22 protein-coding genes, 1 tRNA gene and 1 pseudogene are annotated in these 22,924 nt (G+C 65.3%); 10 read left to right on the top strand and 14 right to left on the bottom strand.

Annotation, left to right across the window (positions count from 1 at the left end; all coding sequences use genetic code 11):
- The first annotated feature begins 33 nt into the window (after positions 1-33).
- A complete protein-coding gene (locus tag AC5RT8_RS09060) occupies positions 34-576 on the top strand; it encodes a peptidylprolyl isomerase (RefSeq protein ID WP_494095380.1) in 543 nt (180 codons plus the stop codon).
- Positions 577-779: 203 nt separating this feature from the next.
- On the top strand, positions 780-1,505 hold the full coding sequence (locus AC5RT8_RS09055) for a rhomboid family intramembrane serine protease (RefSeq protein WP_494095379.1): 726 nt from the start codon (positions 780-782) through the stop codon (positions 1,503-1,505).
- A 386-nt stretch (positions 1,506-1,891) separates the two neighbouring features.
- On the opposite strand, the gene AC5RT8_RS09050 is transcribed toward AC5RT8_RS09055, so the two are convergent.
- Positions 1,892-2,143 (bottom strand): cell division protein CrgA, encoded by a 252-nt coding sequence (locus AC5RT8_RS09050; RefSeq protein WP_494095378.1) that lies wholly within the window; start codon positions 2,141-2,143, stop codon positions 1,892-1,894.
- A 204-nt stretch (positions 2,144-2,347) separates the two neighbouring features.
- Here AC5RT8_RS09050 and AC5RT8_RS09045 point away from each other — a divergent pair, with 204 nt between their 5' ends.
- The 3 genes from AC5RT8_RS09045 to AC5RT8_RS09035 are packed head-to-tail and all read left to right on the top strand — an operon-like array spanning position 2,348 to position 3,963.
- Positions 2,348-3,145: a class E sortase gene (locus tag AC5RT8_RS09045; protein WP_494095377.1), complete on the top strand. Its 798-nt coding sequence runs from the start codon at positions 2,348-2,350 to the stop codon at positions 3,143-3,145.
- Position 3,146: 1 nt separating this feature from the next.
- Positions 3,147-3,317 carry a hypothetical protein gene (locus tag AC5RT8_RS09040; protein ID WP_494095376.1) on the top strand — a complete coding sequence of 57 codons (171 nt, stop codon included), beginning with the start codon at positions 3,147-3,149 and terminating at the stop codon, positions 3,315-3,317.
- 4 nt (positions 3,318-3,321) lie between these two features.
- A complete protein-coding gene (locus AC5RT8_RS09035; protein ID WP_494095375.1) occupies positions 3,322-3,963 on the top strand; it encodes an aminodeoxychorismate/anthranilate synthase component II in 642 nt (213 codons plus the stop codon).
- A gap of 18 nt (positions 3,964-3,981) precedes the next feature.
- Here AC5RT8_RS09035 and pknB read toward each other — a convergent pair whose 3' ends face one another.
- From pknB to AC5RT8_RS09000, 7 genes are read right to left on the bottom strand one after another with little or no spacing between them, the layout of a single operon-like run.
- Complete coding sequence (pknB, locus tag AC5RT8_RS09030; protein ID WP_494095374.1) at positions 3,982-5,877, bottom strand: Stk1 family PASTA domain-containing Ser/Thr kinase; 1,896 nt, start codon at positions 5,875-5,877, stop codon at positions 3,982-3,984.
- Between the two features lie 6 nt (positions 5,878-5,883).
- Positions 5,884-7,743, bottom strand: coding sequence for a protein kinase domain-containing protein (locus AC5RT8_RS09025; protein WP_494095373.1), 1,860 nt, complete (start codon positions 7,741-7,743; stop codon positions 5,884-5,886).
- The gene (locus AC5RT8_RS09020) at positions 7,740-9,179 is read right to left on the bottom strand and encodes a peptidoglycan D,D-transpeptidase FtsI family protein (RefSeq protein WP_494095372.1); all 1,440 of its coding nucleotides are present in this window, start codon (positions 9,177-9,179) and stop codon (positions 7,740-7,742) included. Before AC5RT8_RS09020 ends, AC5RT8_RS09025 begins: the two co-directional genes overlap by 4 nt.
- The gene (locus tag AC5RT8_RS09015) at positions 9,176-10,594 is read right to left on the bottom strand and encodes an FtsW/RodA/SpoVE family cell cycle protein (protein ID WP_494095371.1); all 1,419 of its coding nucleotides are present in this window, start codon (positions 10,592-10,594) and stop codon (positions 9,176-9,178) included. Before AC5RT8_RS09015 ends, AC5RT8_RS09020 begins: the two co-directional genes overlap by 4 nt.
- A complete protein-coding gene (locus tag AC5RT8_RS09010; RefSeq protein WP_494095370.1) occupies positions 10,594-12,057 on the bottom strand; it encodes a PP2C family protein-serine/threonine phosphatase in 1,464 nt (487 codons plus the stop codon). Before AC5RT8_RS09010 ends, AC5RT8_RS09015 begins: the two co-directional genes overlap by 1 nt.
- Before the next feature lie 44 nt (positions 12,058-12,101).
- Positions 12,102-12,587, bottom strand: coding sequence for an FHA domain-containing protein FhaB/FipA (locus AC5RT8_RS09005; protein ID WP_494095369.1), 486 nt, complete (start codon positions 12,585-12,587; stop codon positions 12,102-12,104).
- Complete coding sequence (locus AC5RT8_RS09000; protein ID WP_494095368.1) at positions 12,587-13,318, bottom strand: FHA domain-containing protein; 732 nt, start codon at positions 13,316-13,318, stop codon at positions 12,587-12,589. The genes AC5RT8_RS09005 and AC5RT8_RS09000 overlap by 1 nt, the downstream gene beginning before the upstream one ends.
- A 394-nt stretch (positions 13,319-13,712) precedes the next feature.
- Here AC5RT8_RS09000 and AC5RT8_RS08995 point away from each other — a divergent pair.
- Positions 13,713-13,795: transfer RNA gene (locus AC5RT8_RS08995), tRNA-Leu, on the top strand.
- Between the two features lie 145 nt (positions 13,796-13,940).
- On the opposite strand, the gene AC5RT8_RS08990 is transcribed toward AC5RT8_RS08995, so the two are convergent.
- Positions 13,941-14,303, bottom strand: a complete 363-nt coding sequence (locus tag AC5RT8_RS08990) for a DUF5997 family protein (protein WP_494095843.1) — start codon at positions 14,301-14,303, stop codon at positions 13,941-13,943.
- 80 nt (positions 14,304-14,383) lie between these two features.
- Here AC5RT8_RS08990 and AC5RT8_RS08985 point away from each other — a divergent pair, with 80 nt between their 5' ends.
- Together AC5RT8_RS08985 and AC5RT8_RS08980 are read left to right on the top strand one after the other, a co-directional pair.
- A complete protein-coding gene (locus AC5RT8_RS08985; RefSeq protein ID WP_494095367.1) occupies positions 14,384-15,127 on the top strand; it encodes a LysR family transcriptional regulator substrate-binding protein in 744 nt (247 codons plus the stop codon).
- Between the two features lie 58 nt (positions 15,128-15,185).
- Positions 15,186-15,563, top strand: coding sequence for a VOC family protein (locus tag AC5RT8_RS08980; protein ID WP_494095366.1), 378 nt, complete (start codon positions 15,186-15,188; stop codon positions 15,561-15,563).
- A 15-nt stretch (positions 15,564-15,578) separates the two neighbouring features.
- Here the strand turns inward: AC5RT8_RS08980 and AC5RT8_RS08975 are convergent, their stop codons facing one another.
- Together AC5RT8_RS08975 and AC5RT8_RS08970 are read right to left on the bottom strand one after the other, a co-directional pair.
- A complete protein-coding gene (locus AC5RT8_RS08975; protein WP_494095365.1) occupies positions 15,579-17,309 on the bottom strand; it encodes a cation:proton antiporter in 1,731 nt (576 codons plus the stop codon).
- A gap of 49 nt (positions 17,310-17,358) precedes the next feature.
- Positions 17,359-18,195: a metal-dependent hydrolase gene (locus AC5RT8_RS08970; RefSeq protein ID WP_494095364.1), complete on the bottom strand. Its 837-nt coding sequence runs from the start codon at positions 18,193-18,195 to the stop codon at positions 17,359-17,361.
- Positions 18,196-18,349: 154 nt separating this feature from the next.
- Between AC5RT8_RS08970 and AC5RT8_RS08965 the strand changes: the two genes are divergently transcribed.
- Positions 18,350-19,054: a FadR/GntR family transcriptional regulator gene (locus AC5RT8_RS08965; protein WP_494095363.1), complete on the top strand. Its 705-nt coding sequence runs from the start codon at positions 18,350-18,352 to the stop codon at positions 19,052-19,054.
- 93 nt (positions 19,055-19,147) lie between these two features.
- Here AC5RT8_RS08965 and AC5RT8_RS08960 read toward each other — a convergent pair whose 3' ends face one another.
- On the bottom strand, positions 19,148-19,645 hold the full coding sequence (locus AC5RT8_RS08960; protein WP_494095362.1) for a Dps family protein: 498 nt from the start codon (positions 19,643-19,645) through the stop codon (positions 19,148-19,150).
- Positions 19,646-19,928: 283 nt separating this feature from the next.
- Here AC5RT8_RS08960 and AC5RT8_RS08955 point away from each other — a divergent pair.
- Positions 19,929-20,372: pseudogene (locus AC5RT8_RS08955) on the top strand (SRPBCC family protein); the annotation flags it as partial.
- A 235-nt stretch (positions 20,373-20,607) separates the two neighbouring features.
- Here the strand turns inward: AC5RT8_RS08955 and AC5RT8_RS08950 are convergent.
- Together AC5RT8_RS08950 and AC5RT8_RS08945 are read right to left on the bottom strand one after the other, a co-directional pair.
- On the bottom strand, positions 20,608-22,092 hold the full coding sequence (locus AC5RT8_RS08950) for an FAD-dependent oxidoreductase (protein ID WP_494095361.1): 1,485 nt from the start codon (positions 22,090-22,092) through the stop codon (positions 20,608-20,610).
- Positions 22,092-22,889 (bottom strand): SDR family oxidoreductase, encoded by a 798-nt coding sequence (locus tag AC5RT8_RS08945; protein WP_494095360.1) that lies wholly within the window; start codon positions 22,887-22,889, stop codon positions 22,092-22,094. The genes AC5RT8_RS08950 and AC5RT8_RS08945 overlap by 1 nt, the downstream gene beginning before the upstream one ends.
- Positions 22,890-22,924 lie beyond the last annotated feature (35 nt).

The following is a 22,924-nucleotide window of genomic DNA, read 5'->3' as shown; positions in this document are numbered from 1 at the left end:
CCGCACGCAGATGTGCCGTGGAAGAATGTCCTTATGACTGCTATTCCTACAGCAAAAGCAACCATCCACACTTCCATGGGCGACATCCGTGTCGATCTCTTCGGAAACCACGCCCCCAAGACAGTGAAAAACTTCGTGGGTCTGGCTACCGGCGAGATCGAGTGGACCGATCCGGCGACGGGCGAAAAGACCAACCGCCCGCTCTACGACGGAACGATCTTCCACCGCATCATCAAGGACTTCATGATCCAGGGCGGTGACCCCCTGGGCCGCGGCACGGGCGGACCGGGCTACCAGTTCGACGACGAGATCAACCCGGATCTGGACTTCTCCGCTCCTTACAAGCTGGCCATGGCCAACGCAGGCATCCAGATGGGACGCGGCACCAACGGCTCGCAGTTCTTCATCACCTCCGTACCCACCACGTGGCTGCAGGGCAAGCACACCATCTTCGGTGAAGTTGCCGACGAAGAGTCCCGCGCACTGGTTGACCAGCTCAACGCTGTTTCGACCGACGGGCGCGACAAGCCGACCGAAGACGTGGTCATCAACAGCATTACCGTCGAACAGCTCTAATCGAACCGGCGGTGCCCCGGCCGGACCTTCCGGCCGGGGCCTTTCGTCAATATCCGGGAGTTCCAGCAATGTCATATGGTGTGCCGGCCGAGGTGCCGGCTTCGCAGGTGCCCGTGTGTCCCCGCCACCCCGACCGGGTCAGCTACATCCGCTGCCAGCGCTGCGGACGCCCGGCATGCCCGGAGTGCCAGCACAATGCCGCCGTGGGTGTGCAGTGCGTGGACTGTTTCAATGAGCAGCGCAAAGCGCAGCCGACCTACCGCACCTCCTTCGGCGGCCGCGTGTCGCCCAGCGGCAAACCCCTGGTCACCATCACCATCATGGCCATCTGCGCCGTCGCCTACATACTGCAGCTGCTGCTTCCCGACTTCACCCGCAGCTTCTTCTTTGCCCCCGTGCTGACGGACTCCCAGCCCTGGCGGCTGCTCACCTCCGCCTTCCTGCATTCACAGGGCAGCGTCCTTCACATCGCCTTCAACCTGTATGCCCTCTGGTTCCTCGGCAGCAGCCTCGAACCTCTGTTCGGCCGCGTCCGCTTTGCCCTGCTCTACGTGATTTCCGCACTGGGCGGTTCCGTGGGCGTGATGTACCTCGGCGATCCCGTTACGGCGGTGGTGGGAGCCTCCGGAGCCGTCTTCGGCCTCTTCGGCGCCCTGTTCGTCGTCATCCGGCAGCGGCGGGGGGAGCTGCGCTCCCTGCTGATCCTGGTGGCGGTGAACCTTGTCCTTGGGTTCGTGGTGCCCGGCATCGCCTGGCAGGCACATGTCGGCGGCCTCCTTACGGGTGCGGCCACTGCAGCCATCCTGGCCTATACACCGAGGGGCAGGCACCGTTCTGCGATCCAGTTTGCCGGACTGGCCGGGATAGTCCTGCTGCTTGTCGCAGCCGCTGTGTTCTGGCCCGCTCCCGTCCGGATCATCCCGGGTTAGCCACTCCCTTCGCGTACTGTGCCCGCCGTGAGCCACGGCGGGCACAGCCGTTTAACCCGGTCCACAGCGGGCGAAAGTTATCCACAGGGATACCCACAGTGTTAATAACCTACATGGTTGTAGTTTTGGGACGCCAAGCCCGATCCACAGGGTTATCCATAGGCTGAGCAGACTTACACACATGTAATTCCACAGGTGTGGATAACCTGCTTCCCTTTATCTGCAAGGAACTTCCGACGGTAACCCACAGAGTTTCCCACACCTGTGGATAACTCCGTGCACAACCTGTGAACAACAGGAAAACCGGGGATAGCGGCTGCCGCGCCCACAAAAAAGGCTTCCCCGTGCCGGAATCGGCAAGGGGAAGCCCGGGGGAAGGCGGGGCATCAGCGCCAGCGCGTCGTCATCAGGAAGCCCACGATCGCGATACCGAAGCCCACCAGGATGTTGCTGGCACCGAAAGCGGGCACGGGATACTGGCCCTGGGTGATGTAGTAGGTGATGATCCACAGCAGGCCCAGGATCATCAGGCCGAACATGACCGGCTTGTACCAGACGGGGTTCTCTTTGGGGCCGGATACGGCCCGCTCCGGGGCTGCGGGACGGGAAGGCTTCTTGCGGGACCTGGACTCAGGCACGGATCCTCCTAGGTGGAACCGGCTCTGCAGACGCCGGTGGTTGTATTCATGGTCGTGGACAACCGCAGCCGGCAGGGGGAAGTCTCCATCCCCGCGCAGACCTGTTAGGGTCATCCCTATTCTGATTATCCTAGCGAATTCCCCGGCCGCGCTGTCGCCGGTTCCCTGAGTCCGTGAAATACCGGCACCAGCTAGAGGAGAGCATTGGCTGAGCCATCCGTTACCACGCTGCAGCGCACCCGCGGGCGCCGTTCCTCCTCCCGCCGTCCGGGCGGAAAGGGAAGAATGGCCGTGCAGGTTTTCGGCGAGCTGCTGATCACGCTGGGCATCATCCTGGCATTGTTTGTCGCGTGGCAGCTCTGGTGGACCAACCTTGAGTCGGACCAGGCGCAGCAGGAAGCCATTGACGGGTTGTTCGAGGATTTTGACCTGCCGGAAACGCCGGCGCCGGCAGCATCGCCCCAGGAATACGGGGATCCGGTGGTCATGGAGCCGTTGAGTACGGAAGGCGAGACATTCGCCGTCGTCTATGTGCCGCGGTTCGGCGGGGAGTATTCCACACCGGTAACCAACGGCGTCGGAACGGCCGTGCTGGACACCCTGGGGCTTGGACACTATCCCGCCACCGCCATGCCCGGCGGCGTGGGCAACTTCGCGGTGGCCGGCCACCGGCAGACCCACGGCAAGGCCTTGGACCCGATCCATACCCTGGTGCCGGGCGACCATATCTACGTGCAGACCGCGGACGGGTACTACGACTATGTCTACCGGAATACCCAGATAGTGCTTCCGGACCGGGTCGACGTCCTTGCTGCCGTCCCCACGGACCCCGCAGCCGTCCCCAGCGAGAGATTCCTGACGCTCACCAGCTGCAACCCGCGCTTCGGGTCGCAGGAACGCATCATTGCCTATGCCCTGATGGACTCATGGCAGCCTTTGTCCGCGGGACCTCCGCCGGCCATTGCCGACGCCGTTGCCGCCAATGCCGCAGGAGGCCGCTAAAATGTACGGATGGTTGTTCCGGCACCTTCCCGGGCCGCTATGGGTCCGCGTCCTGCTCTCCGCGGCATTGATTGCCGCGGCAGTGCTGGCTCTGATGGAATACGGTTTCCCCTGGCTTGCCGAGATCAACATCCTTCCCTCTTTGACGGATTCAACGATTGGCGGTTCCTAGCACCATGAGCACCCGGATACTGGTGGTCGATAACTATGACAGCTTTGTCTACACGCTGGTGGGCTACCTTCGGGAACTCGGGGCAGAGACCACGGTCATCCGCAACGACGACCTGAGCGTCGAGGAAGCAGTGGAACTGGCTGCCAGCCATGACGGTGTGCTGGTCTCTCCGGGGCCGGGAACACCGGGCGAGGCGGGCGTCTCGGTTGACCTGATCCGCTGGTGCGGAACCACTGCCACTCCCATGCTCGGCATCTGCCTCGGGCATCAGGCCCTGGCGGAGGCCTACGGCGGCACCGTTACGCACGCACCCGAACTGATGCACGGCAAGACCTCGCTGGTGGAACACAACGGGGAGGATGTCTTTGCGGGGCTTCCCAGCCCCCTGACGGCCACCCGCTACCATTCCCTGGCGGCGGTTACCGACAGCATCCCGGCCGAGCTTCGGGTCACGGCGAGGACCGCCAGCGGGATCATCATGGGGCTGCGGCACGCGTCAGCACCCCTGTCCGGAGTGCAGTTCCATCCGGAATCCGTGCTCACCGAGGGCGGCTACCAGATGCTGGGCAACTGGTTGGAATCAGCCGGCCTCACTGCAGCGGCGGCACACGCCGCCACCCTGAGCCCGCTGATCAGCACCCAGTAAAGTACCGGCGCTGACCGGTTACCGCCGTCCCGGCGGGGTGGCCGGCGAACCGGACGGCGACGGCTTCGGCTCCGGGGTCGGTTCCGGAGCCGAAGCCTTGGCAACCGTCAGGACCACCGAACTTCCCGGAACCACGTTCGTGCCGCCGGGGACGCTTTGCAGGATGACCGTCCCCGGCGCTGCATCCTCGGATTCAACTTCCGTCAGTTTGGGCGTCAACAGCAGTGCCGGGTCAAGCAGCGCGGCTTCCGCCTGGGCTGCCGGCATCCCCACGAGCTCCGGAACCGTCACCAGTCCGCTCGAAACGACAATGTCGACTTCTTCCTTCACAGGGACCGTTTCGCCGACGGCGGGCTCGGTGCCCAGGACGCGGCCTTCCTCCATGGTGGAACTGTTAGCCTTCTTGGTGGCTCCACCGGAGAGGCCGAGGCCGCGGAGAGCATCCCGGGCGCCGGATTCCGTCATTCCCACCAGATCCTGGGGAATGGTCACGGTGGAGGGCCCTTGGGAGATGTAGAGCGTGATCGACTCATCCTTGGGCACGTCGGCGCCGCCGGCCGGGCTGGTGCGGATGGCCAGGTCCTCAGGGACGCTGTCGCTGTATTCCTCCGCGATCCGAGGCGGCCCGAAGCCCGCGTCGATGATCTCGTTCATGGCATCGGTCTGGGATTTGCCCTCGACCTCAGGCACGGTGGCAGTAACGGGGGCCGCCGGTTCGGCGTTGAGCATGGTCCACCCGACAAATCCGCCCACGGCAAGAACCAGGACGAGCAGGACGCTGAAAACGGTGATCCAGGCGCGCCGGCGTGCCTTTTGCCGGGGTTCGCGATCACCGGTGGAACCGATGTCCAGGACCGAACGGCCCTCATGCCCGGAAGATTCCTCTTCTGGCTCCGCCATGAGCGAGCCTCCGGCGAGGACTTTGGCCATGGCGCGTGTGCGTGGTTCTTCCTCTGCGGGAGGATCAATGGCAGCCGTGGCGGGTGCGGAAGAACCGGGCACCGGGATCGCCTGGGTCGCCGCGGTGACGGGTCCGCCGTCGCGCGCCGAAAGCAGCGCTTCACGGAATTCGCGGGCAGTCTGGTACCGGTGGTCCCGGTCCTTGGCGAGTCCGCGTTTCAGGACATCGTCCAGCGCCGGCGGAACCTCGGGGTTCAAGCTGCTGGCCGTGACCGGCTGTTCACGCACGTGCTGGTAGGCCACGGAGACCGGGCTGTCACCGATAAACGGAGGCCTGCCGGTGAGGAGTTCAAAAAGCAGGCAGGCCGCAGAGTAAAGGTCACTGCGGGCGTCCACGGCTTCGCCCCTGGCCTGCTCGGGCGAAAGGTACTGCGCGGTGCCGATGACGGCCTGAGTCTGGGTCATGGTGGCAGCGGAGTCCGCCATGGCACGGGCAATGCCGAAATCCATGACTTTCACTCCGCCGTCCGCCGTCACCATGACATTGGCGGGCTTGATATCCCGGTGGACGATCCCGGAGCGGTGGCTGTAATCCAGGGCCGCGAGGACACCGAGGGAATAGTCGATGGCCTTGTCGGTACTGAGCTCGTCCGCCTTGATGAGGTCACGAAGGGTACGGCCCGGAACATACTCCATCACGATGTACGGCAGCCGCACATCGTCCCGCCCGGAAGCGGACTCCTGGTCCCCCGTGTCGTACACGGACACCACGGAGGGGTGGTTCAGCCCGGCCACAGCCCGTGCTTCGCGACGGAACCGGGACTGGAACAGGGGATCCCGGGCCAGGTCGGGGCGCAGTACCTTGATGGCCACGGTCCGGCCCAACCGGATGTCACGCCCCAGGTAGACGTCGGCCATTCCGCCGCGTCCAATGAGTTCACCAACCTCGTACCGCCCGTTCAGGACGTTGTCGGTGTTGAGGGTGGGCTGCCCTCGAAGGAATTCTGCGCTCATGGTCTCTTAGTTACTGCCTGTGGGGCCGGTCATGCTGGCGCCGCCCGACTGGCCCAGTTCGGTCCCGCTGTTTCCGGCGTTACCGGCATTACCGTTTTCGGGGTTCCCCGAGTTGCCGGCGTTGTCTGCGTCATCCGCCGGCGCCGTCGACGGGGAGGGCGCCGGGGCGGTCTGGGTCGGGACAGGCGCCGGCGCAGACGGGGCGGCTTCTGCAATGTAGTAGGTGACGGAGGATCCCCGCGGCACGGCGGAGCCCTCTGCGGGATCGGCCCCCACCACGGTGCCCGGCGCGGCATTGGACTGCTGGGTGCCGCCGTTGACCGGCACCAGTCCCGCATCAACGATACGCTGGCGCGCTGCCGCCTCCTGCTGTCCGGTCAGGGCCGGCACCGAAACGAGTTCCGGGCCCGAGGAATAGACGATGGTTACGGCGTCCCCGCGCCGGAGCGTCCCCGAAGGATCAACCTCGATGACGGTGCCCTCGGGGACATCTGCATCTGAAACCGGAAGGCGTTCCACCTGGAGGCCCAAGGCGACCAGTTCCGAGTACACGTCATTGACGGGCCGGCCCTCGTATGCGGAGGAGTCAACGCGGATCTCGTCCTCGGGGCTCTCGCTCGGGGTAGGGGTCTTGGACGGCGAAGAGCTGCGGGAGGGGCTGGCGGAGCTGGCCGCGGGAGCCGGATCCTCGTCACCTTCGGAACCGGTGATGACGAAGAAGGCCACAACGCCGGCCAGGATCAGCACGAGCAGGGCAATCAGCGGAATCGTCCAGGGGCTGCGGCGCTTTTCCTCCGCAACGTCTGCCTGGCCGCCGTCGTCATACTCGTCTTCGTCGGACCACTCACGGGACGCAGCCAGTTCACCCGTACGGGCGTCCCCGGCAGCTACCGTGGCGCCGGCAACGGTGGGCAGGGCCGACGTCGACGGCGCCGTGTCCACCACACGGGTCGCGGAAGTGCCGGTGGTGGGCACCGGAGCCGTGACCGCACCTGCGGAGGACCCGAAGAGCAGCATGCCCGGCACGGCCTCCTGCGCGGCGCTGATGTCTCCGCGGCGGATGGCAGCGACGGCCAGGGCAAGCGACTCGGCATCGGCGGGGCGATCCGCCGGGTCCTTGGCCAGCATGGACATAATCAGCGCACGGACCGGTTCCGGAATGGTTTCCGGCAGCGGCGGCGGCGTGTCGTTGACCTGTGCCAGGGCGATGGCGATCTGGGATTCACCGGAGAACGGACGGCGGCCGGCAAGGAGTTCGTAACCGATGACACCAAGCGCGTAGATGTCGCTGGAACCCGTGGCCTGCTGGCCCGTCGCCTGTTCCGGCGCCAGGTACTGGGCGGTGCCCATAACCTGTCCGGTGGCGGTCAGCGGCACCTGGTCGGCAAGGCGGGCAATGCCGAAGTCGGTGATCTTGACCTTGCCGTCGGGCATGATGAGCAGGTTGCCCGGCTTCACGTCCCGGTGCACCAGACCCTGGTTGTGGGCCACCGCCAGCGCAGTGGCAACCTGGCCGATGATCGACAGGGTGCGGTCCGGGGAGAGCACCTTGTCGCGTTCGATGATCGTGGACAGCGGCTGTCCGGGAACCAGTTCCATGACCAGATACGCGGAACCGTCCTCTTCGCCGTAGTCAAAGACATTGGCGATGCCGGGGTGGTTCAGCAGCGCGGTGTGGCGTGCCTCGGCCCGGAAACGGTTGAGGAACCCCGGGTCTCCGGTGTACTCCTCCTTGAGGATCTTGATGGCAACAATGCGGCCCAGGACAAGGTCCCGTGCCTTCCAGACCTCGCCCATACCGCCGATGGCAATACGGTCGGTCAGCTGGAATCTGCCGCCTAAGGTGATACCCGATGTAGGCCTCACTTATTCAACACCGCCTCTAGGAGTTTCTGCGCGCTTGGAGTGGTCAATTGGGCACCGGTCGTCAGATCCACGTCTTCCATGACGACGGAAATGGCTACCTGCGGATCGTCGGCCGGCGCGAAGCCGGTGAACCAGGCGTTGTCTCCCCGGCCGTCAACCTGGGCGGTGCCGGTCTTTCCGGCCACCTTGAAGCCGGGCACCTGGGCGGATTGAGCCGAGCCGTTGTCGACGACGCCTACCATCCACTCGGTGATCTGGCGGGCCGTGTCGGGGCTTACGGAAGTGTTCAGTTCCGTGGGATTCGGTTCATCAATCACGGACAGATCGGGAGCGCGGACGCTGCGGATCAGGTTCGGGGTCATCTGCACGCCGTTGTTAGCGATCGCCGCGGAAATCATGGCGACCTCCAACGGAGTGGCGGTCACGCTGCCCTGGCCGATGGAGGCAAGGGCCAGCTGTGCCTCATCCTCGTTATCGGGGAAGTGGCTTGCCACCACCTCGTTCGGGATGGACAACGGGGTGTCGAAGCCGAACTTCTTCGCCTGCGCTGCAATGTTGTCCTGGCCCAGTTCCATCGCCACCTGCGCGAAGACGGTATTGCAGGACCAGGCAAGGGCGAAGGCGAAGTCCGCCTCGGACCGGGCACCGCAGGCGCCGGTGGTGAAGTTCGGGAGCGAGATGTTGGTGCCGGGCAGCGGCAGCTCGGCCGGGTTGGGAATGATGGAATCGGCGTCGTACTTGCCCGATTCCAACGCTGCCGCGGTGTCCACGATCTTGAAGACGGACCCTGGGGCCAGCAGGGACTGGGTGGCCGGGTTCAGGTAGGGAGACAGGCCCGGCGTAGACGTCAATGCCTCCATGTTGGCGCCGAGCACTGCAGTGTCGTGCCCGGCCAGGAGGTTGGTGTCATAGCTCGGCTTGGACACCATCGCCAGGATGTCTCCGGTCTTCGGATCCATCATGACAATCGAACCGCGCTGGCCGTCCGGAATGAGGTCGTAGGCCAGTTGCTGCAGTTCGGGGTCGATGGTCAGCTCCACCGAAGCGCCTTGGCTTTGGGCACCGGAGAAGAGCGCGACCAGCTTGTCGTAGAACTGCTGGGAGCTGTTGCCGGACAGCTCGGCATTCATCTTCATTTCCAGCTGCGTGGTGCCGTTCAGGTTGAAGAAACCCGTCAGGTGCGAGTACAGCTCCGGATTGTTGTAGATCCGCTGGTAATTGAACTGGTCGTCCGAGGGGACGGACTCCGCGATGGCTTTGCCGTCCACAAGGATGGAGCCCCGGGGCTCCCCGAAATCCCTGTAGATACCGCGGTTGTTGTTGGGATTGCTGTTGAGCTCGCCAGCGGCAAAGAACTGCACATACGTCAGCGAACCGAGAATGAGCACGAACATCGCCAGGGCCACTACCCAGCTGTTACGGATAGCCTGGTTCATTCGTCTCCTTCCTTAGGGGAACGCCGGGTGCGCGCGGAGGCGCCGGACGGGGATTCGGCCATGGCCGGGACCATGTCCGTGGCCAGCGGGCCGGTAGGTGCAGGCCTGCGGGCGGCATTGGAAATCAGCAGCAGGAGCGCCACGATGATCCAGTTGGCCAGCAGCGACGATCCGCCGGCAGACATAAACGGTGTGGTCAGACCGGTCAACGGGATCAGGCGCGTGACGCCGCCGATAACCACAAAACACTGCAGGGCGATGGTGAACGACAATCCGCAGGCCAGGAGCTTGCCAAAGCCGTCCTTGGTTCCGAGCGCGGCCCGGAAGCCGCGGGAGACCAGCAGGACGTAGAGCAGCACGATTGCGAAGATACCGATGAGGCCAAGTTCCTCGCCGAGGGCAGCAATAATCATATCGCTGTTCGCAAACGTCACGAGATCCGGACGCCCCTGTCCCAGCCCGGTCCCGACCAGCCCGCCGCTGGCCAGTCCGAACAGTCCCTGCACCACCTGGTGGCTGCCGCCGATGCTGTTGTACACCTCGGGGTCGAAGGCATTCAGCCAGCCGTGGATGCGCAGCTGCAGGTGGCTGAACAACTGGAGGGCTACGAATCCGCCCGCGGACAGCAGGCCCAGGCCGATCAGCACCCAACTCACCCGGCTGGTGGCGACGTAGATCATGGCCATGAACAGGCCGAAGAAAAGGATCGACGATCCAAGATCGCGTTGGAACACCAGGACGCCGATGCTGACGAGCCAGGCCGCGAGCATCGGGCCAAGGTCCTGCATCCGCGGCAGCTGCAGCGGTCCCACTTTCCGTCCCGCGAGCAGGATGAGGTCGCGGTTTGTGGACAAATACCCTGCGAAGAATATAGCCAGGGTGATCTTGGCGATCTCACCGGGCTGGAAGGTGGCGGAGGAGCCGACCCTGATCCAGATCCGCGCACCGTTGATTTCCTGGCCCAGACCCGGAATCAGCGGCAGCAGCAGCAGGGCCGCGCTGACGATCAGGGAGATATAGGTGTACCGGCGGAGGATCCGGTGGTCTTTGATCACGAACAGCACGGCGATACCGGCGGCCACGGCCACGGTGCTCCACAACAGCTGTCGGTCCGCGGCGTTGGTGCCGTCAGAGATGTCCAGCCGGTGGATCATGGCCAGCCCAATGCCGTTCAAGGCGGTGACCACCGGAAGTATTACCGGATCGGCATATTTGGCCCGGAAGCGGAGCACGAGGTGGAAGACAACGACCAGGGCCATCAGGGTGCCGCCCTGGACCCAGAAATCCGAATCGAAGGCGCGGTCTTCATCCAGGCCGACAATCATGTTGGCGCCCACCGCTACGAGCAGGGCAACCAGGAGCAGGAGAGCCTCAATGTTGCGGCGCGGCTTAGGCACCGTGAGGATGTCCGACATTAGCGCTCACCTCCGCAGGCGTTGTTTTGTTCCGTGTCCGGCGCGGCACTCGGGGTGGCCGAAGCACTCGGGGTGGGCGTTGCGGTCGGAGCCGCCGTATCCGAAGGAGGACACAGCACGGCCTTGGCGGTGTCGCGTAGTTCGCTGACGATTTCACCGGCGTGCTCAAGGTCCCGGGCGGGAAGGGTATCCTCCACCCGGTTGCGGTGATATTCCGAGAGGCTGTCCACCGGAATGTCGGAAATGTCAGTCACATGCGAGAGATGGATGGGTCCGACGGTTTGGGAAACACCGTTGTAGATGGCGACCCGGTTGTCATAGGACCCGACGTAGTAGCGGGTCTGTGTCCAGGTGTAGCCAAGCCAAACCACCGCGGCCAGCAGGAGGGCCGCGATGGTCAGGAACGCGGGCAGCAGCCAGCGCTTCCGGCCGGACCGGGGTGAATCCCCGGTCTCCTGCGGCTGTTCGGTTTCGGCCTTGTGCGTGAGCATGCGGGCGGCCCGGCGTTCGGCGGAACGCTTGGTGACAATCGGAATTTCCCCGGTCTCGGTGGCCAGGGAGGCCGCACCAACCAGGACATGCGGGCGGGAGGAGAGATCCTGGCGGATGAGTGCCGCGCGTTCCCGTTCGCTCTCCGGGTCCTCCGGGTCTGTTTCCGGTGCGTCTTCCACCGCGGGCGGCGCAGCAGCGGCCACGGCGGCGGGGCTGGCGGGGCGGGAGCCGTGGTCAGGGGAGGGCACTTCGGAGAGACGGGCGGTGACGGGGCCGGAGCCGGCGTCGGGGTCATCGGCGATTTCGATGACCGCAACGGTGACGTTGTCGGGAGAACCGCCGGCCAAAGTCAGTTCAACCAGGGTGTCCACGCATTCCTGCAGGTCCGCGGTGCCGCGGAGGACCCCCTCAATGTCAGCATCCCGCAGAACGGCGGTCAGCCCGTCCGAGCACAGCAGCCAGCGCTCACCCGGCTCCACCTCGAACGTGGCCAGATCCAGTTCCGGGCTGGCGTCGACGTCCCCGAGCACGCGCATCAGGACATTCTTGTGCGGGTGGACTTCGGCCTCTTCGGGGCGCAGGCGGCCCTCGTCGATGAGCCGCTGCACGAAGGTGTGGTCGATGCTGATCTGCTCGAACCGGCCGTCTTTGAGCCGGTAGGCGCGGGAATCACCGATGTGCGCCAAAGCCAGGCGCTCCTCGTGGAGCAGCAGTGCGGTGACGGTGGTTCCCATCCCGGACAGCTGGGGGCTGGTGGTCACCAGTTCGGACAGGAGGGAATTTGCCGCCTGGATTTCATCGGCAAGGACCGTCAGCGGTTCCTCTTCGTGGACGGCACTGTCCAGATGGACCAGATCGAGCACGGTGGAGGCGGAGGCAACATTGCCTCCAGCGTGTCCGCCCATGCCGTCGGCAACCACGGCGAGGTAGCGGCCCACGTAGGCGGAATCGTCATTTTTGAAACGAACCATGCCGACGTCGGACCGTGCTGCATATCGAAGAACCAAGCCCACCGTCAGGGCCTCAATTCAATGACCGTCTTGCCGATGCGGATGGGTACACCGGGGTCGACGGGCAGTGCCCGGGTGAGTTGGCTTCCGCCAAGGTAGGTTCCGTTGGTGGAGCCGAGGTCCTCGATGAACCAGCGGCTGCCCTGGGGGAAGAGGCGGGCATGGCGGCCGGAGGCGTAATCGTCTTCCAGTACGAGCGTTGCTTCCTGCGCCCGTCCGAGCAGGATGGGGCTTGCCGACAGGTCGAGGGTGGTGCCGCGCAAGGGGCCTTCCGTTACGACCAGTTCGCGTGGCGTGACTTTGCTCGGGGCCGGAACCCGCTTCTCCAGGCTGGGGTCTTTCCGGATCTGGCGGGCCGTGGGGGTCCCGGTCCGGTTACGGCTGCCGACGGCGAGGTCGCGCCGGATAGCCCCCACCACGCTGATAACCATGATCCACAGCAGGATCAGGAAGCCGTACCGCAGGAGTGTTTCGGTTAATTCGCTAAGCACTAACGTCCCCCGGTCCGGACGGGGAGCAACCGGAACACGATCCGGGTGCGCCCCATGGCGATGGTGGATCCGTCGGTAAGCACTGCTTCACCTTGAACTTTCTGGCCGTTGACGAAGCTGCCGTTGGTAGAGCCCAGATCGATGGCCCTGCTGGCCCCGTTCTCGGTGCGGATCTCCAAATGACGGCGGGAAACTCCTGTGTCGTCTACGAGTATGTCGGCTTCTGATGAGCGCCCCAGAACCACGGAGGGCGCGTTGAGGGTGTAACGCTGGCCCTCGACATCCAGGACGGGCTGCATCCGTGCGGACGGGCCCTGCCGCGGCGCCGGCGGAGAGGGGACCCGGGGCTGGGCGGACGAGGCCTTTTCCGTGGAGGAATCCACCTCGAGCACGCCGGCTTTAAGCGAAGAATCCCGGGTAAATGAAACCCGGACCGGACCCTGGAGCGTGTAGGACTGGCTGCGGGCATGCTTGATGACTACGTCGCAGAGTTCCTCGGCCAGCGGTGCGCCCCACTTCTGCGCCTGGGTGAAATCGGGACTGGAAAGCCGCACCGTAAAGACGTTGGGGGCCAAGGTCCGGCCCTGGCCCAGGACCATGGAGTGCTGGTCGAGTTCCCTGCGGAGTGCGATGGCAAGCTCCAGGGGCTCCACACGGCCGGACGAACCGGATGAGAAAGCTCCTCGGACGATCTTTTCAATGCCGCGTTCGACATTGTCGAGTAAGCCCATGTCCGTCTCCTTCCGTGTCCTGTCCGATGAATTGCGGCGTCTGCAGCATCTGCCTCCGGCACCGGGATGCGGGCCGAACAGTCCGCCGGACTGGTTCCGGCAGGGCACAGGTACATGCGTCCACTCCGATACTACTGGTGAGCGCAGATAAATGTCTTACCGCGGCTCCCGGGCGTCCCGCGTGCCCCCGGGGGCCGATCCTCGGATGCAGATGGAACAGGGGCACCTCCGGGCGAGGTCAGGGAGTGCCCGTTTTCCCCGTAAAACCGCGGTTTTTGAGCCTTCTGATGAGCCGTTTAGGTATTTCGGAAAAATGCCGGTATGCTTGATTCTGCTGTTCCCGAGGAATCACAACGGATCACCGAATCCGCAGGTTACCGAGGGAAACCATTTTGCGCGAGTGGCGGAACGGCAGACGCGCTGGCTTCAGGTGCCAGTGTCCGAAAGGGCGTGGGGGTTCAAATCCCCCCTCGCGCACATATCAGGAAGAACCCCGGCCATGCGGCCGGGGTTCTTTTTTGTCTTCCCGCCGGCCGGCGCAGGGACTATGGGATCTAAAGAGAAGGACCGCGCAGCCACTGCGCGGTCCTTCTCTACTTGTGGCTCCTGCCTGCGGCAGCTCCTAGGCGCCGTCGGCCTTTTGCGCTTCGGCTTCCTTGACGCGCCGGGCTTCGGCACGCACGGCAGCGAAGCTGGCGCGTTCTTCCACCAGCCAGGCCGGCGGCTCGGCCAGCAGCGCCTTGATGTCCTCGGTGGTCAGCGCCTCAGTCACTCCGGCGCGGGTCAGGCCGCCGATCGAGACGTTCAGCTTCTGGGCCACCACCGGACGCGGGTGCGGGCCGTTGCGGCGCAGCTCGGTCAGCCACTCGGGGGGATTGGACTGAAGTTCGTCGAACCGGGCCCGCGAAATAGGCCCGTCCTGGAAGTCCTGCGGCGCTGCAGGCAGATAAATGCCCAGTTTCTTGGCTGCCGTGGCAGGCTTCATGGATTGGGGGGATTTCTCGGTGGTCATAGTCCAAGGGTATCCGCCTGCCGAGCCTGGGCCCGGTGGGCTAAGGTGTTCTGATGCCCACAGACACATCAGCATCCCTGCAGGGGGCGACGCCGCGGCCGCTGACCGTGGCCTACGTACCGGGCGTGACGCCGGGCAAATGGATCACCCGCTGGCGGGAACGGCAGGAGCAGGAGCTGCGCACGTTCCAGTGCGAAGAGTCCGCAGCGCTGGCGGAGCTCGGCTCAGGCCGGGCGGACCTGGCCTTTCTCCGTATCCCCGCCGAAGGTTTTGTCCGGCCGGACGGCGTGGACATGATTCCGCTCTATGAAGAACAGCCGGTCGCAGCTGCCTCGAAAGACCATCCGCTGGCGGCCTTCGACGCCGTTGACCTCACGGATCTCGACGGTGAAACGGTCCTGGACATCGAGGCCATGGGAGGACCAGCCACCGCGCTCGAGGTTGCCGCTGCCGGCAGCGGAGTTGTGATCCTGCCCATGTCCGTGGCCAGGCTGCACTCCCGGAAGGACATTGAAGCCCGGCCGGTCAACGGGGTAGCGCCGACCCGGATCGGCATTGCCTGGCTGCAGGAGCGGAACGGTGCGGACATCGAGGAGTTCATCGGTGTGGTGCGCGGGCGGACCGCGAACTCCTCCCGCCAGCCCTCCATTCAGGCTGAACAGCAGTCTTCGGCAAAGAAGCGGACCAAGGAACGGCAGACGCGGAGCGGGGCCAAACCGGCGCCCAAGTCCGGCGGCCGTCCCGGGGGCAAAGCCAAAGGCGGCGGAAAGAGCGGAAAACCGCGCCGCAGCCGGTGAACTCCCGGCCGCTCCGGCACCGCTGACACGCGGCGGTGCCGGGAGTAGCCTGTGGCGGATGCGGATCAAAATGAGCGGTATCCATGTGATTGACCCGGAACGCGCCTACGGTTTCTACACCGGCACCCTCGGCCTGGCACCTTTGATGGCCATGCCCGAATACAACCTGTTCATCGTTTGTTCGCCCGAGGATCCCGGGGGCCCGGGACTGCTGTTGGAGCCCAGTGACAATCCGATTGCCGAAGCCTACCGGTCCGGGCTTTACCGGGAACGGCTGCCGGTGCTGGTGCTAGGCGTTCCCGACGTGCAGGCCGAGTACGAACGGCTATCCGGGCTCGGCGTCAAATTCCTCGGGGAGCCGACCCTTGATGCGACGGGTGCCCAGGCAATCTTCGATGACGGATGCGGCAATTACCTCCAGCTTCACCAGGACTAAGGTCCCGGTGTATTCCTAACGCTCACCCAGCCGCGGACGCAGGCGGGATTCCTCCATATCCAGCAGCCGCTGCGCCTCCGACAGGGTGCGGGAAGCGAACCGTCCTTCCCGCCGGGCCAGCAGCAGCTGTACCCGTTCGGCCTCGACGACGGCGCGGCGCAGCGCCCGGTATTCGAGCTGCGGTGTCGGATCCTCGCTTTCCCCCAGCGCACGCACCCGCTCCCACGCCAGTTCGCTGCGGAGGAAGGTGTCCTGCCGGACCTTTTCGACCACGTCCGGGTCCACGTCCTGCCGTACGCCCGGGCACTGCTCCGGCCGGTCCAGGACTGTGAGTCCTACCCCGGTGAGCTCGTCCAGCAACTTTGCGAGCTCCTTCTGGTCCGCCGCCGCGTCCCGGCCCTGCACGCCCAGGAGGCGGATCAGCCACGGCAGGGTGCCGCCCTGCAGCAGCAGGGTTGCCACAGCCACGGTAAAGGCGATCAGAACCAGCTGCTCGTGGTACGGAGTCTGTTCCGGCAGCGACTGGGCGGCGGCCAGGGTGACAACCCCCCGCATGCCGGACCAGGAAATCACCACGCCTCCGCGCCACCCCAAACCCTCGCGGCTGAGTTGTTCGACGTCGGCCCGGCGCCGCAGGTAAAGCAGCTCGGCGCGCCGGTGCCGCCTGCGCTGGCGCTCATCGCGGAGCCCGCCCGCCTTGGCCTGGTCCAGGCCGCGCCGGAACCGCCTGGTCCGGCGGTCCTGGTGCCGGACCTTCAGCCGGAGCAGGTAGATCAGCGGCGTCACCCAGGCGAACCGGAGCAGGATCAACAGCGCCGTCACCGCCAGTCCAATCAGGACGGCATCACGGACCGGCAGGAGGCCGGTGTCGATGTTCTCCACCAGATGCCGAAGCTCCAGTCCCATCAGCAGGAACACGCCGTTCTCCAACAGGAACTGGATGGTCCGCCAATTGATGCTGTCATTAATCCGGGCCTGCGCCGATAACGCGGAGGCGCTGTGGTGCCCGGTGTACAGCCCGGCAACAACAACGGCGAGGACGCCGGACGCCCCGGCTTCTTCGGCCGGAAGGAAGGCAATGAAGGGGACTACGAAGGAAATGGCCGTATCCAGGACCGGGTCCTGGAGCTTTGACCGGACATAGACCGTGGCTGCGCCGACCGCCAGGCCGACAAGGACGGCGACGACGACGGCGAAGCCGAAGTCGCCGATTCCCGCCCAGATACTGGACAGGCCGCCGGCGGACGCTGCGACGGCCGAGCGCAGCAGCACCAGGGCGGTGGCATCGTTGACCAGCCCCTCGCCTTCGAGCACCGTGACGAGGCGAGGAGACAGGCCCAGCCGCTTGCCGATCGACGTGGCGGCGACGGCGTCCGGCGGGCTGACCACGGCGCCCAGCGCCACTGCGGCGGCGAAGTTCAAACCCGGCAGCAGCAGATACAGGAGCAGCCCCGTGGCGAACGCCGAAAACAGGACGAGGAAGACGGACAACGAGGAAATGGCGCCGATGTTGCGCCGGAAGTCCACCACGGGGACGTTAACCGCCGCGGCGTAGAGCAGCGGGGGCAGCACGCCCATCAATATCCATTCGTGCGGAATGGAGAACTCGGGCACGCCCGGGGTATAGGACAGGGCCAGCCCCACCACCACCAGGATCAACGGCGCTGCTATGCCCAGGCGCCTCGAAAAGGCCGCGACGGCCACAATGACGGCAACGCCCACTACGGAGATTAGACCCAGATCCACATTGCAACACTAGCCCCGGCGCGGCCTGCTTTCCGCGGGAGGACCGGGGCTAGGTATACGGAGACCATCCGGTCAATGCGGTCATGCCGTCCACCGTGACGCCGAAGATCGCGTAAATGGTCACGGGCACCATCAAGGCCCATTCCCGCCAGGATCCGGCCGCGCCGATCAGCGGCAGCGAGAAGGCGCCGCTGCTCCGCCACAGCCGGCTGACCACCGGAAAGCGGACCAGCGAACGCGGACGCTTGATCCGCAGCGGCCACAGGATCATGACGCCTTGATGGGTGAGGAGGTCACCGACAATATGTACCGCCACGCCCAGCCCCACGGCGACGGGCAGCCAGTCATTGTTTTCCGGCGCGTACACGGCAATGAACACGGAGAAAGCCAGGGCAAGGAACCAGCTGCGGGCCGGCCCGCCGGCTATCTTCAATGCCTTGAGCGCGAATCCCATCAACAGGACGGACAGGATGCCCGCGCCCACCGCGACGGAGCCGAAAACAGGAACGTCGGCAGTGACCCGGCCAAGCGCCGTCGCCAATGCCACGAACACGGCCAGCCCCAGCAGCGAATGGGTGCCTCGGCGGTGCCCTCCGCTGAGGGCCTCCGTGAGCCGGGCGAGGATTTTGGTGAGCGGGGGAAGGGAATGGGCAATGGTGCCGCTGTGATGATCGAGGTCCGGCAGCAGTGCCGCGCCCGCGGTCAGCAGCGCTCCCGTGACGACGCCGAGGGGCGTCACCGGATACCAGCCGAAGGCGTGCGGAGCGGTGGAGGCAACGGCAACCCAGGCCGCAGCGCCGCTAGCGGCATGGTGGCCACCCATCATGGTTGAAAAGTCCTTCCAGAGGGCGGTGCAGGCGCCAAAGAATGTATCGAAGCTATCCATTTTTCCACGGATTCGACGGTCCTGCGTTTGCTGCGCACGGACGCTAGGCTGGAACAGGTTCCTTCGCCGATATAGGAGGACCGCCGACCCTACAGCAGTTCTTCTATATGCATTTTCAGGCATATAGCGCTTGGATACCGGAAAGACGCGGATTATGAGTGAACAGCCCGGAGCGCCGGCTGCCGTCCTGAACGCCCGGATCATCGAGACGCTGGGGCGGGACATCACCTCGGGCGTACTCGCACCCGGTGACAGGTTGACACTCGAAGGGCTCCAGCAGGAGTTCGGTGTGTCCCGCACCGTTGTCCGCGACTGCATGCGGATCCTGGAGGCGATGAACCTGGTGTACTCCAAGCGGCGGATCGGGATAGTGGTCCAGGAACCCGAATTGTGGAACGTCTTCGATCGCCGCATCATCAAGTGGCGCCTCGCCGGGCCCGGCAGGGCGGAGCAGTTCCGGACACTGACCGAGCTGAGGGCGGGCGTGGAACCGGTGGCGGCGGCTGCCGCAGCCCGGCACGCCGGACCGGAGGCACGAACGCGGCTGGTGGCCCTGGCCGGGGAACTCAGGGGGCTCGGGGAGGCAGGGGAACTGGACCGGTTCCTGCAGGCCGACATCGAATTCCATACGCTTCTGCTGCGTGCCAGCGGGAATGAGATGTTCGCGTCGCTCCAGGACGTGGTCGCCGAGGTGCTGGCCGGCCGGACCCGCCAGGGGCTGATGCCGCAGCATCCCACCGAAGCCGGCCTGCGGGGACACCTGCTGGTGGCCGAGGCAGTCTCCGCGGGCGACGCCGCCGCTGCGCTGGCGCACATGTCGGCGCTCCTGGAAGAGGTACGGCAGGCGGTAGCCGGCTAGCGGCGGGTGCCGCAGTCTTCAGGGCCGGATAGCCCAAGAACGACAAAGCCGGCGCACCTCGGGGATCGGGCTGCGCCGGCGGGAAACGCGTTCCTAGCGGGTCGGTTCCAGGTTGCTGTCCTCCGGGGTGACCACGGAGGCCGTGGCGGAAATGTTTTCCGCATCCACCATCCAGGCGTACTGCTCCAGCTTGGCAATGAAACCGTGCAGGATGTCCGCGGTGGTCGGGTCTTCCTCGTCGACCTGGTCATGGACGGTGCGCATGGTCTTCACGACGGCGTCCAGCATGGCAACCACGTGCGTGACAGTGTCGCGGGTGTCGACCAAGCCGGCCGGGAACGGAGGCAGGCTGGTGCCGTTAGCCACCGCGACGCTGCGGCCGTCGGGGACGGCGCGAAGGGCGCGCATGCGCTCGGCGAGCTCATCGGCGAAGATACGCGCGTCGTCAATGATCTCGTCAAGCTGCAGGTGCAGGTCCCGGAAGTTCTTGCCCACCACATTCCAGTGGGCCTGCTTGCCCTGCAGGTGCAGTTCGATCATGTCCACCAGGACAGCCTGCAGGTTGGTGGTCAGCTCTTCAGATGCCTTCATGTTTTCCTCCAATGGTGACGAAAAAAGAGTACTGAATGCACCCTCCGAAGAATCCGGTACTGCGTTGCGGACATCGTCCGGACCGCTGCTTCGGCGGATGGATTGTTCCCCAGCCTAACCCCGGGGTACGGCCCGTGCCAGAACCGGCCGGCTCCCGGGGAAGCCAATGTAAGTAACCTTACTTCTAGTTGAAGTGCCTTGTCCTCCTGTGTACGGTGAGGAAATCGGGGCCAGCGGCAGAAGGCCCGGCCAGACGCAGGATTCGCACTATCGGAGGGACAGCATGACCACCGTAGAAGAGTCAATCAACGTATCAGTACCGGTGACGACCGCCTATAACCAGTGGACGCAGTTCGAGTCCTTTCCGCACTTCATGGGCGGCGTCGTCTCGATCACGCAGCTGTCCGACACCACCACCCACTGGGTAACCAAGGTCGCCGGTGTGGAACGCGAGTTCGACACCGAGATCACCGAACAGCACCCGGACGAGCGGGTCGCCTGGAAGAGCACTGACGGAAAGTCCCATGCCGGCGTCGTCACCTTCCACCGCCTCGGCGACGCCGAGACCCGGGTAACCGTCCAGCTGGACTGGGATCCGGAAAACTTCATTGAGAAGGTGGGCTCCGCGGTCGGCGCCGATGACCGGCAGGTCAAGTCCGACCTCGCACGCTTCAAGGAGTTCATTGAAAGCCGCGGTTCGGAAACCGGTTCGTGGCGCGGAAACGTTGATGCCCCGGGCAATGCCGCCACCGGACCCTCGGGCAATGCCGCCACCGGACCATCCGGCACTGCGGCACCCACCTCCACCGATACGGCGCACCTTGCGGCGGCTCCGGACGCGGATCCGGCCATGGATGATCCGGAATCCGGCGGACCCCGGGCCGGCCTTTAGCCACTAACGCAAAGAACTGCGGATGCCCTGCACGGCATCCGCAGTTCTTTGGTTTAACCGGACCCGGCTATCAGGCGGGGTCGAGGTCTTTCACCGAGGGGCCCTCGAGCAGCGTTCCGCCGGCCGCGAAACGGGAGCCGTGCAGCGGGCAGTCCCAGGACTGCTCGGCGTCGTTCCAGTTCAGGACGCCCTTCTGGTGCGGGCAGATAGCGGAGACCCGGTTGGTCACCCCTGCCACGGTGCAGACCCCTACGGGCTTGCCGTTTTCCCGGGAGACCACGCCCTGGCCCTCCGGCGGAGCGGCATCCGCGGTCTTGGCCAGTCCGGCGGCCCAGCCGGTGAGCATGGAAAGCCCCACCTCGGCGTTGTCCTTGAGCGTTGATGCCGCGTCCAGGGGAGCCACCCGGGGTTTGTAGAGCTCACGGGCCCACGGGTTCTCTCCACCGAGTATCTCCGCGCTCAACGCCAGCGAAGCAGCAACGGCGTTGGTCATGCCCCACTTGTTGTACCCGGTGGCCACGTAGATGTTCGAGCCCATGAGCGGCAACTGCCCCACATAGGGCAGGCTGCGCGCCGGGGCATAATCCTGCGCGGACCAGGCGTAACTGGCGGCGCTGCCCACCGCGAAGTTCTCCACGGTCCAGTCCACCAGGTCATCCACCAGTTCCTGGGTGTGCTTTTTCCGTCCGACCGTGTGGCCGTTACCGCCGGTCAGCAGGTAGGAAATGCCGTCTGACTCCGCGGTCCGCAGCGAACGGGTGGGGGTATCGACGGAGAGATACATTCCCTGCGGGACCTGGCCCGTCACAGGCAACGCGACGGCGTAGGAGCGCTCCGGTTTCAGCACCGCGAAGTAGCCGCCCCGGTCCAGGATCGGGATGCCGGTGGCCAGCACCAGATGCCGGGCGGTCACCTCGCCCTTACCCGTTCCGACCTTGATGCCGGTGCCTTCCTCATGCCGGGCACCGGTCACCCGGACACCTTCGATGAGGATGCCGCCGTGCTTCCGGTAGTCCTCTGCCAGCCCCGCGAGAACCGCCAGCGGGTGGATCTGCGCCTGGTCGCGGAGTCTGAGCGCACCGGTGGTTGCGAAGGGAAGTTCGGTCTCCGTGGTGAACTCGACGTCGAGCCCTGCCGCCTCGGCGGCCTCCTGTTCCTTCCGCAGGCTCTTGAGCCCCTGCTCGGTGGTGGCGTAGGTGTAGGCATCCCGTACCTCGTAGCCGATCCCGTTCTCATCGCAGAAACGCAGCAGCCAACTTTGCCCCTGGCGGTTGGCTTCCACATACTGGCGGGCGATTTCCGCGTTGTGGTGCGAGGTGATGCCGGACAGCTGGGTTCCCTGCAGCAGGGAGACCTTCGCCGTGGTGTTGCCGGTGGTGACGGCGCCGACCGTGCGTGCTTCCAGGACGGCCACCCGCTGTCCGCTGCGGGCCAGCAGGGCCGCCGTGGTCAGGCCGGTGAGTCCGGCGCCGACCACCACGGTGTCGTAGGCTGCTCCGGGTTCAAAAGGATCGGTGGGTATGGCGGGTGCGGTGTCGAGCCAAAGAGATTTCACTATCCCTCCCGCCATTCGTTGGAGGTGATGTGCGAGCCGCCCTGCGGGCCCATCTGGAGCATGCCGCCGTCGACGGCCCACGTGGCGCCGGTGACATACGACGACGCCGGGGAGGCCAGGAACGCGACGACGTCGGCGATTTCGGAGGCATGGCCGGGTCGGCCGAGGGGAATGCCCGGACGGTCCTCGGATTCCGGATCAACGTCTGCTGCGTCGTTCATCGGGGTGGAGATTTCACCCGGCTGTATGGAATTGGCAGTGATGCCGTAACTGCCCAGCTCCAGGGCAATGGTCTTCATCAGCCCGCCCAGCCCGTGCTTGGACGTGGTGTAGGCGGCTGCACCCACTCGGGGCTGGACTTCGTGCACGCTGGTGACGGCGATAAGCCGGCCGCCGTTGCCGGCAGCAACCATGCGCTGAGCTGCCCGCTGGAGACAGACAAACGCCCCGCTCAGATTGGTGTCCAGGGTGGTCCGCCAGGAGTCGTAGCTGAGCTCGAGGAACTTCTCGCCGTCGCCGGTCCCCGAATTGTTGACGAACACGTCCAGGCCGCCCAGCTGCTCGGTCAGCGAATCCACTACGTCGCCGCAGCCCGGGAGGTCGGTGGTGTCCAGGCGCGCAACGACGGCGTTGCGCCCGTGGGAGCGGACTTCCTCCGCAGTCTCATTCGCCCCCTGTTCGTCTGAATGCCAGGTGATGCCCACATCCAGCCCGGCTTTCGCCAGCGCCACCGCGGTGGCACGTCCTATCCCGGAATCAGAGCCGGTGACTATGGCGGTTTTCGGAGCAAAACTCATTGGTTCCCCTTCGTGGTCACTGAAAGTCAGTATGC

The sequence above is a fragment of the Arthrobacter sp. Ms25 genome (assembly GCF_059090365.1).
The sequence above is the reverse complement of the archived record's forward strand: the minus strand, read 5'-3'. Positions and strand labels throughout refer to the sequence as shown.